This is a genomic window from Salifodinibacter halophilus, assembly GCA_012999515.1.
Taxonomy (GTDB): Bacteria; Pseudomonadota; Gammaproteobacteria; order Nevskiales; family Salinisphaeraceae; genus Salifodinibacter; species Salifodinibacter halophilus.
Map to the genome: position 1 here is coordinate 1 of JABEEB010000482.1, position 250 is coordinate 250.

Below are 250 nucleotides of genomic sequence, written 5' to 3' on the forward strand. Positions count from 1 at the left end.
GCAAGCCCGGCTACCGCCAGGCCCAGACCCTGGTGCGCAGCGAACTGGGCAGCGCCGGCGCGGTGCGCATGGCCGGCAACGCGCTGATCGGCGGCCTGATCGGGGTCGGCGTGGACGCGGCCAGCGGCGCGGCCAAGGACCTCAGCCCGAACGTGCTGGCGGTGCTGCTGGTGGAAGAGTCGCCCGGGTGCACCGCGCCGAAGTTCCCGGCCGTGCCCGAGGACGGGCAGACGCCGGAAGAATATGCGCG

The 250-nt window shown here is 74.4% G+C and carries 1 protein-coding gene; it reads left to right on the forward strand.

The window, feature by feature from the left end:
* On the forward strand, positions 1 to 250 hold a 250-nt coding region (locus HKX41_12540; GenBank protein NNC24963.1), incomplete at both ends, for a translation initiation factor 2.